This is a genomic window from Kitasatospora sp. NPDC047058, assembly GCF_040643935.1.
Taxonomy (GTDB): Bacteria; Actinomycetota; Actinomycetes; order Streptomycetales; family Streptomycetaceae; genus Kitasatospora.
Genome location: NZ_JBEYVJ010000368.1, coordinates 1 through 6,530 on the forward strand (window position 1 = coordinate 1; position 6,530 = coordinate 6,530).

Sequence of the window (6,530 nt, forward strand, 5' to 3'; positions counted from 1 at the left end):
CGCGGCCCGCGCCGCGCGGACCGCCTCGCCCGGTTCGCCGCGTTCGAGGGCGTCCAGGGCGGCGGTCGCGTAGAGCCGTCCGAAGGCGTGCCGCGCCGACGCGGAGGCCTCGGCGGCGGCCATGCCCCGGCGCAGGCACGCGGCGGCCTCGCCACTGTCCCCGCGCCCGGCCGCGAACTCGGCGAGCCGCTGCCAGGGCAGCGCGCTGGAGCGCCCGCCGAGCTCCTCGTGCAGGTGGGCGCTGCGCTCCAGGCAGCCGGGCGCCTCGTCCCAGTGGCCGCGCAGCAGCAACGACTCGCCGAGCAGGCACCAGGCGAAGGCCTCGGCCCGGCGGGTGCCGCGGGCGAGCGCCAGGTCGAGGAGCTGCCGGGCGTACTCCTCGACGTCGTCGCTCAGGCCGTCCCCGTACAGCTGGTACTGGCCGAGGCACCAGTGGATGCCGGAGATCCGGCCGAGCCGGCCGTCCGCGTCGGCCGCACCGAGCCGTTCGACCTCGCGGCGCAGGCCCTCCCGCCACGCCCCGCGGACGTGGCGGACGACGGCGACCGTCTCGTTGGCGGCCGCGACGTCCGCGGCCGTGCCGTACCCCTCGGCAAGGGTCAGCCCGGCCTCGGCGGCCTGCTGCGCCTCGTCGTGACGGCCGGACGCCCGGAGCCAACCGGCCCGCACCCCGAGCAGCCGGCCGGTCTCCGCGGGATCGCCGCCGGCCTCGGCGAGGGCGGTCTCGGCGGCGCCCAGGTGGGGTTCGGCGGCGGCCGTGGAGCCGCCGGACTCCCCCGCCAGGTGCGCTGCGGCCGCCTTGCGGTGCAGCCGCACCGCCCGCAGGCCGGTGCCGTCGGCCACCCGCCCGGTGAGGACCCCCGGCGAGGCGGGCAGGTCCACCACCCCCGGGGTGATTGCGGAGCCGTACGCGGCGGCGGCGCCGGCGGTGTCGCCGGCGAGCATCCGCAGGTCGCCGACGTGCTCCCAGAGCTCGCCGGCGAGTTCGGCACGGACCGCGCCGCCGGTCCGGACCTGTTCGCGCAGCCGCGTGGCCGCGGGTCCGGGCCCCTCGGCGCCGTCCGACGCGCGCTGCAGCGCGGCGGTGAGCCGGTCGTACTCGTGCAGCGCCTCGTGCCGCCGCCCGGCGAGCGCGTACACCCGCATCAGCGCCGACGAGGCGTCCTCGTGCAGCGGGTCGGCGGCCACCGCCCGGCGCAGCGCGGCGGCCGCACCGTCGAGGTCGGCGCGGGCCTCGCGCAGGCCGGCGAGTTCGACCAGGAGCGCCAGGTACTCGGCGTGCAGCGCCCGCTCACGCCCGGCCGCCCACTGCTCGTAGCGGTCCTCGGGCAGCAGGTCGCCGCCGTAGCGGGCGACGGCCCGCTCGTAGGCGGCGGGGTCGCGGCTGCGGCGGGCGTGCAGCGCGGCGTGCTCGAATTCCTCGACGTCGACCAGCAGCGGACCGCCGTGCAGGGCGAGGCCCACGCCCTCCTCCAGGTGGAGGTGCGGGGCGGCCGGGTCCGGGTCCAGGACGCGCCGGGCCTCGTGCAGGGCCTTGCGGAGCCGGCCGGCGCCGGTCTCGGGCGGCTGCCCGGGCCAGAGGGCGCCGAGGACCTGCTCGCGGTGCAGCCGGTGGCCGGGGGCGAGCGCGAGCAGTTTGACCAGGCTCCGGGACGTCCGCAGGCGCCATGCGTCGGCGGCGATCTCCTGCGCGCCGACCCGCACCAGGAAACCGCCGAGGAGGCGGATACGCAGTTCGACCATGCGCCGGGCGCCTTCCGTGCGGACACTACGAACCTACGTCCACCGGGGCCGACCGGCGAGTCCGGCCGCTGCGGGCCGGGCCCGGGCGGTCGGGGGCGCGGTCGCGGGCCGGGCGCGGGGATCAGGCCCGGGGCTCAGGCCCGGGGTGTGAGCTCCGGGGTGCCGAACTCGCGCACCGCGTCGGCCACGATGGCGTCCAGGCTGGCGTGGTGGGCGCCGCGCCAGTAGGCCTGCCCGCAGGCGGTGCACTGCGCGAACGCGTCGTACGAGCGCTCGGCGCCGTCCTGGAGCTGGTCCTGCACCGAGGTCTTGGCCACGCTGCGCAGCGTCCCGTTGCAGGTGGTGCACCGGCTCCAGGGGGCGAGCGGCGGCGCGAACCGGGACAGGACGTCCCGCAGCTGTTCGGCGGGGCGGTGGCTGTAGACGTAGGCGCCGGCGAAGAGTTCGCGCCGCCGCAGCAGGCCGCGGTCCCGGGAGAGCATGATGCGCCCCTCGGCGGCCGACCGCGCGGCGAGCGCGGCGTCCCCGATGTCCGGGTTCTCGTAGGCGGCGTCGACGCCCAGCAGGCGCAGCCGGCGGGCGAGCGTGCCGAGGTGGACGTCGAGCAGGAAGCTGACCGGGGCGGCGAACCGCTGCGGCCGCTGCACGGCCCGCACCGAGATCAGCTCACCGTGCGCGGGGACGTGCGACTCGTCCACCCGCCGGCCGTCCGCGAACAGCGCGCCGGCCTCGGTGAGCGGGACGCCCAGCGACTCCACCACGTGCCCGAGCGTCGAGGCACCGTCGGTGCGCACCGCCGTCCGTTCACCCCGCCGTGCGGAGGTGAGGAAGAGTTGCAGGTCGGGGTCGAAGCTGAGCCAGATCTCCGGTCGGTCCACCCGGCCAGCATGCCAGCGGGCGGCCGGCGGCGGCCAGCACTTTTCCCGCCGCCGGCGCCACCGTCCCCCCGCCGGGGCAGGGCTCCCGCCTCAGTGGCCTCCCACGGCCGCCCGGGCGGTGAAGGCCCGCCGGTAGTCGGTCGGGGTCACGCCGACCCGGGCGGTGAAGTGGCGGCGCAGGTTGGCCGCGCTGCCGAGGCCGCTGCGCTCGCCGATCCGCTCGACCGGCAGGTCGGTCGCCTCCAGCAGCGACTGGGCGCGGGCGAGCCGTTGGTTGAGCAGCCACTGCAGCGGGGTGGTGCCGGTGGCGGCCTGCAGCCGCCGGAAGAAGGTGCGCGGGCTCATCCGGGCACGGCGGGCCAACTCGTTGACCGTCAGGGGCTGTTCGAGGTTGGCGGTGGCCCACTGCAGGACCGGCGCGAGGCTGTCGTCGTCCGCGACGGGGACCGAGAGGTCCACGAACTGGGCCTGGCCGCCCGGGCGGTGGGCCGGGACGACGAGTTTGCGGGCCAGCCGGTTGGCCACGTGCGCGCCGAGGTCGCGCCGGACGAGGTGCAGGCAGAGGTCGAGGCCGGCGGCCACGCCCGCGCTGGTCAGCACGTCCCCGTCGTCCACGTAGAGCACGCTGTCGTCCACGGTGACGGCCGGGTGGCGGCGGGCCAGGTCGGCGGTGTGCGACCAGTGCGCGGTGGCCCGGCGCCCGTCCAGCAGCCCGGCGGCCGCGAGGGCGAACGCGCCGGTGCAGAGCGACACCATGCGCGCCCCGGCCCGTGCCGCGCGCCGCAGTTCGGCCACCAGCGCCGGCGGCACCTCGCGCTCGCCGGTCACGCAGGCGTCCGGCACCGAGGTGACGATCACGGTGTCCGCGTCGGCCAGCGCCTCCCAGCCGTACTCGGCGCGCAGCGAGAAGCCGTACCCGCCGGGCGGCCTGGGCGGTGCCCCGGCGTCCGGCGTCTCGGCGCAGAGCCGCAACTCGTACCAGCGCTCGGCGAGCTCGGGCTGCGGGATGCCGAAGACGGCGCAGGCCATGCCGAGTTCGTAGAGGTCCCAGAGCGGGAGCTCGGTGTGGTCGAGGACGGCGACGGCCACGGTGCCGGGGCCGCGTCCGGGGGTGTGCGGTAAGGCGCTCATGCCCGGCAGCCTACTGGCAGGAATCGTGCGGCAAAGGGCATTACCGCCACTGTCCGCGGTCCCGCCGGGCGGCGAGAGTAAGTGCTGTCGATCAAGACCTCGGCCACCCAATTCCCCAGCCCAGCAGGGAGATCACCCCATGCCGCAGAATCCGGTCCACCCCGCCGCCGACTCCGCCCGGGCCCCGCGCCCCGCCGATCCGGCCGGTCCCGCCGGTCCCGCCGGTTCCGCCGGTTCCGCCCGCGAGCCCGTCACCGTCCTCGGCCTGGGCGCGATGGGCACCGCGCTCGCCGCCGCCTTCCTCGCCGCCGGCCACCCCACCACCGTCTGGAACCGCTCCGCCGCCAAGGCCGAACCGCTGACCGCCCGCGGCGCCGTCCGGGCGGCCACCCCGGCCGAGGCGGTCGCGGCGGGCCCGCTGATCGTCGCCTGCGTCCTCGACGACGACGCCCTGCGCGCCGTCCTCGCCGGCACCGAACACCTGCTGTCCGGCCGCACCCTGGTGAACCTCACCTCCGGCTCCCCCGAGCAGGCCCGCGAGCTGGCCGGCTGGGCCGCCGGGCACGGCCTCGGCTACCTCGACGGCGCGATCATGATCACCCCGCCCGGCATCGGCGGCCCCGACGCGACCCTGCTCTACAGCGGCGCACCCGAAGCGCTCGCCCGCCACCGCGACACCCTCGCCGTCCTCGGCGACCCGGTCGACCTCGGCCCCGACGCCGGGATCGCGGGCCTCTACGACACCGCGCTGCTCGGCCTGATGTGGTCCTCGCTCAGCGGCTGGCTGCAGGGCGTGGCCCTGGTCGGCGCCGACGGCGTCCGCGCCACCGACTTCACCCCGGTCGCCACCCGCTGGCTGTCCGGCCCCGTGGCCGGCTTCATCGGCCGCTACGCCGCCCAGGCCGACGCCGGCACCTACCCCGGGGACGACGCCAGCCTGACCGTCCACCTCGCCGCGATGGAGCACCTGCTGCACGCCGCCCGGGCCCGCGGCGTCGACACCGAGCTGCCCGAACTCCTCGCCCGCCAGACCGGACGGGCCGTCGAGGCCGGCCACGGCGCCGACAGCTACGCCCGCCTGATCGAGGGGATCCGCCGGTGACCACCGCCGCCCCTGCTCCCGCCGTCACCGACTGGCCCGCGCTGGTGACGGAGGCCGCCGCCCGGACCACCGGACTGCTCGGGCGGGCCGCCGGCGCCGACTGGTCCCGCCGCCCGGAGGGCAGCGACCGGACCTGCCGCGAGACCCTCGACCACCTCGCGCTCGGCGTGCTCGGCTACGCAGGCCTGCTGACGGCCCGTCCGGCCGACCGCTACATCGCCCTGTTCGGCTCGCTCGACCCGGCCGCGCCGGTCCCGCACTGTCTGGAGGGTCTGCGCATCGCGGCCGCCCTGCTGGCCGGCGCGGTCCGGGACGCGCCGCCGGACGCCCGGGCCTGGCACCCGTGGGGGGCCTCGGACGGGCCGGGCTTCGCGGCCATGGGGACGGTCGAACTCCTCGTCCACGGCTGGGACTTGGCGGGCGCCCTGGACCTCGCCCGGTCGCTGCCGGACGAGCTCGCCGCCCCGGCGCTGGCCCGGCTGTTCCCGGCCGCCCCGGCCGGCCACGCCCCCGGGGACACCCTGCTCTGGTGCACCGGCCGGACCGCCCTGCCGGGCCTGCCCGAGGTGCCCGCGGGCGCGTGGAGCTGGGACGGCCGGGTGCGGTGACGGCGGGGCGCGGCAAGGCCGCGGTGACGGCGGCGGGGCACGGCGAGGCCGCGGTGACGGCCGCGCACGGTGGCCGCGGTGACGACCGGAGGTCAGCCGCGCGGCGTCCAGAAGGCGGCCAGGCGGGCGGCGCCGGGCCCGACCGCCTTCCAGGAGCCGTCGAAGGTGAGCACCGCGATGGCCGAGGTGGGGAAGGCGGCGCTCAGCCGGGCCGCCAGGTCACCCTCGGACGCGTCGGCGAGGGTGTCCGCCAAGGCGTGCATACCGGGGTTGTGGCCCACCATCACCACCTCGTCCACCTCCTCAGGCAGCTCGGTGAGCAGGGCGAGGAGTTCGCCGGGGCTCGCCGCGTAGATCCGCTCCTCGAACACGGTCCGGGGGCGCTCGGGCAGCTCGGAGACGACCAGGCTCCAGGTCTCCCGGGTCCGCACCGCGGTCGAGACCAGGGCGAGGTCCGGGGCGATGCCCGCACCGGCCAGCCAGCGGCCCGCGGCCGGGGCGTCCCGGCGGCCCCGTTCGGCCAGCGGGCGCTCGTGGTCGTCGATGACCTCGCTCCGCTCGGACTTGGCGTGCCGGACCAGGACGATCCTGCGGGTTCGTTCGGTGCTCACGGCGGTCTCCTCCTCCACGACACGGCCCACTATCCGGTACCCGCACAAGGCGGGCCACTGCACGCCCGCACACCCGCACACCCGCAGGCCCGCAGGCCCCGGCCTCCGGTCCGCCCCTCACCCGGGAAGGGGAGGGGCGGACCGGAGGCCGGGGACGCCCGGCGGGGCGTCAGCGGAAGGTGCGCAGGCGGAGGCTGTTGCCGACCACGAAGACCGACGAGAACGCCATCGCCGCACCGGCGATCATCGGGTTGAGCAGGCCCGCGGCCGCCAGCGGCAGGGCGGCGACGTTGTAGCCGAAGGCCCAGAAGAGGTTGCTCTTGATGGTGGCCAGGGTGCGGCGGGAGAGCCGGATGGCGTCTGCGGCGGAGCGCAGGTCCCCGCGGACCAGGGTGAGGTCGCCGGCCTCGATCGCGGCGTCGGTGCCGGTGCCCATGGCCAGGCCCAGGTCGGCCTG

At 77.6% G+C, this 6,530-nt stretch carries 6 protein-coding genes and 1 pseudogene; 2 read left to right on the plus strand and 5 right to left on the minus strand.

Going from position 1 to position 6,530, the window contains the following annotated elements; all coding sequences use genetic code 11:
* From ABZ885_RS32970 to ABZ885_RS32980, 3 genes are all read right to left on the minus strand, one after another.
* Nucleotides 1-1,743, minus strand: a 1,743-nt coding sequence (locus ABZ885_RS32970) for a BTAD domain-containing putative transcriptional regulator (protein ID WP_360196898.1), incomplete at its 3' end; no start/stop codon positions are given.
* Between the two features lie 134 nt (nt 1,744-1,877).
* The gene (locus ABZ885_RS32975; protein ID WP_360196901.1) at nt 1,878-2,621 is read right to left on the minus strand and encodes a Mut7-C RNAse domain-containing protein; all 744 of its coding nucleotides are present in this window, start codon (nt 2,619-2,621) and stop codon (nt 1,878-1,880) included.
* Between the two features lie 90 nt (nt 2,622-2,711).
* Nucleotides 2,712-3,752: a helix-turn-helix domain-containing protein gene (locus ABZ885_RS32980; RefSeq protein WP_360196903.1), complete on the minus strand. Its 1,041-nt coding sequence runs from the start codon at nt 3,750-3,752 to the stop codon at nt 2,712-2,714.
* A gap of 139 nt (nt 3,753-3,891) precedes the next feature.
* On the opposite strand from ABZ885_RS32980, the gene ABZ885_RS32985 reads away from it, so the two are divergent.
* On the plus strand, nt 3,892-4,854 hold the full coding sequence (locus ABZ885_RS32985; RefSeq protein ID WP_360196906.1) for an NAD(P)-binding domain-containing protein: 963 nt from the start codon (nt 3,892-3,894) through the stop codon (nt 4,852-4,854).
* Nucleotides 4,851-5,462, plus strand: coding sequence for a maleylpyruvate isomerase N-terminal domain-containing protein (locus ABZ885_RS32990; RefSeq protein ID WP_360196909.1), 612 nt, complete (start codon nt 4,851-4,853; stop codon nt 5,460-5,462). Before ABZ885_RS32985 ends, ABZ885_RS32990 begins: the two co-directional genes overlap by 4 nt.
* A gap of 92 nt (nt 5,463-5,554) precedes the next feature.
* Here ABZ885_RS32990 and ABZ885_RS32995 read toward each other — a convergent pair whose 3' ends face one another.
* Together ABZ885_RS32995 and ABZ885_RS33000 are read right to left on the minus strand one after the other, a co-directional pair.
* Nucleotides 5,555-6,073, minus strand: coding sequence for a histidine phosphatase family protein (locus tag ABZ885_RS32995; RefSeq protein ID WP_360196912.1), 519 nt, complete (start codon nt 6,071-6,073; stop codon nt 5,555-5,557).
* A gap of 169 nt (nt 6,074-6,242) precedes the next feature.
* Nucleotides 6,243-6,530 (minus strand): annotated as a pseudogene (locus tag ABZ885_RS33000) (heavy metal translocating P-type ATPase); the annotation flags it as partial.